Source organism: Micromonospora arborensis (genome assembly GCF_003205615.1).
GTDB lineage: Bacteria > Actinomycetota > Actinomycetes > Mycobacteriales > Micromonosporaceae > Micromonospora > Micromonospora arborensis.
Window position 1 is genome coordinate 1 of the sequence record NZ_PYBV01000141.1, and the last position, 233, is coordinate 233.

Annotated in this window: 1 protein-coding gene; it reads right to left on the reverse strand. The window is 44.2% G+C overall.

Annotation, left to right across the window (positions count from 1 at the left end):
* Positions 1 to 233: fimbria/pilus outer membrane usher protein (locus C7C45_RS35400; RefSeq protein WP_244200701.1), on the reverse strand; the 233-nt coding region annotated here is incomplete at both ends.

Here is a 233-nt window from a genome sequence, read left to right on the forward strand (position 1 = left end):
AATGTACATGCCCTTATCCGCCCGGTTGTCATACTCGTAGCGGTAGCCAGTCAGGGAAACGCTCATATTGCGAATGCTACCCATATTGAAATAGTGGGAGAGCATGATGTTGTAGTTTGTCTGCTCCTCGCGATCCCAGTAAGTATGGCGGGGAATGTTAGATTGGGAGAAGAAAAAGATTAAATTCAGACACAGCAAAAAATCGTGTTGCGGCTTTTGCTTGGAAAAAAAAA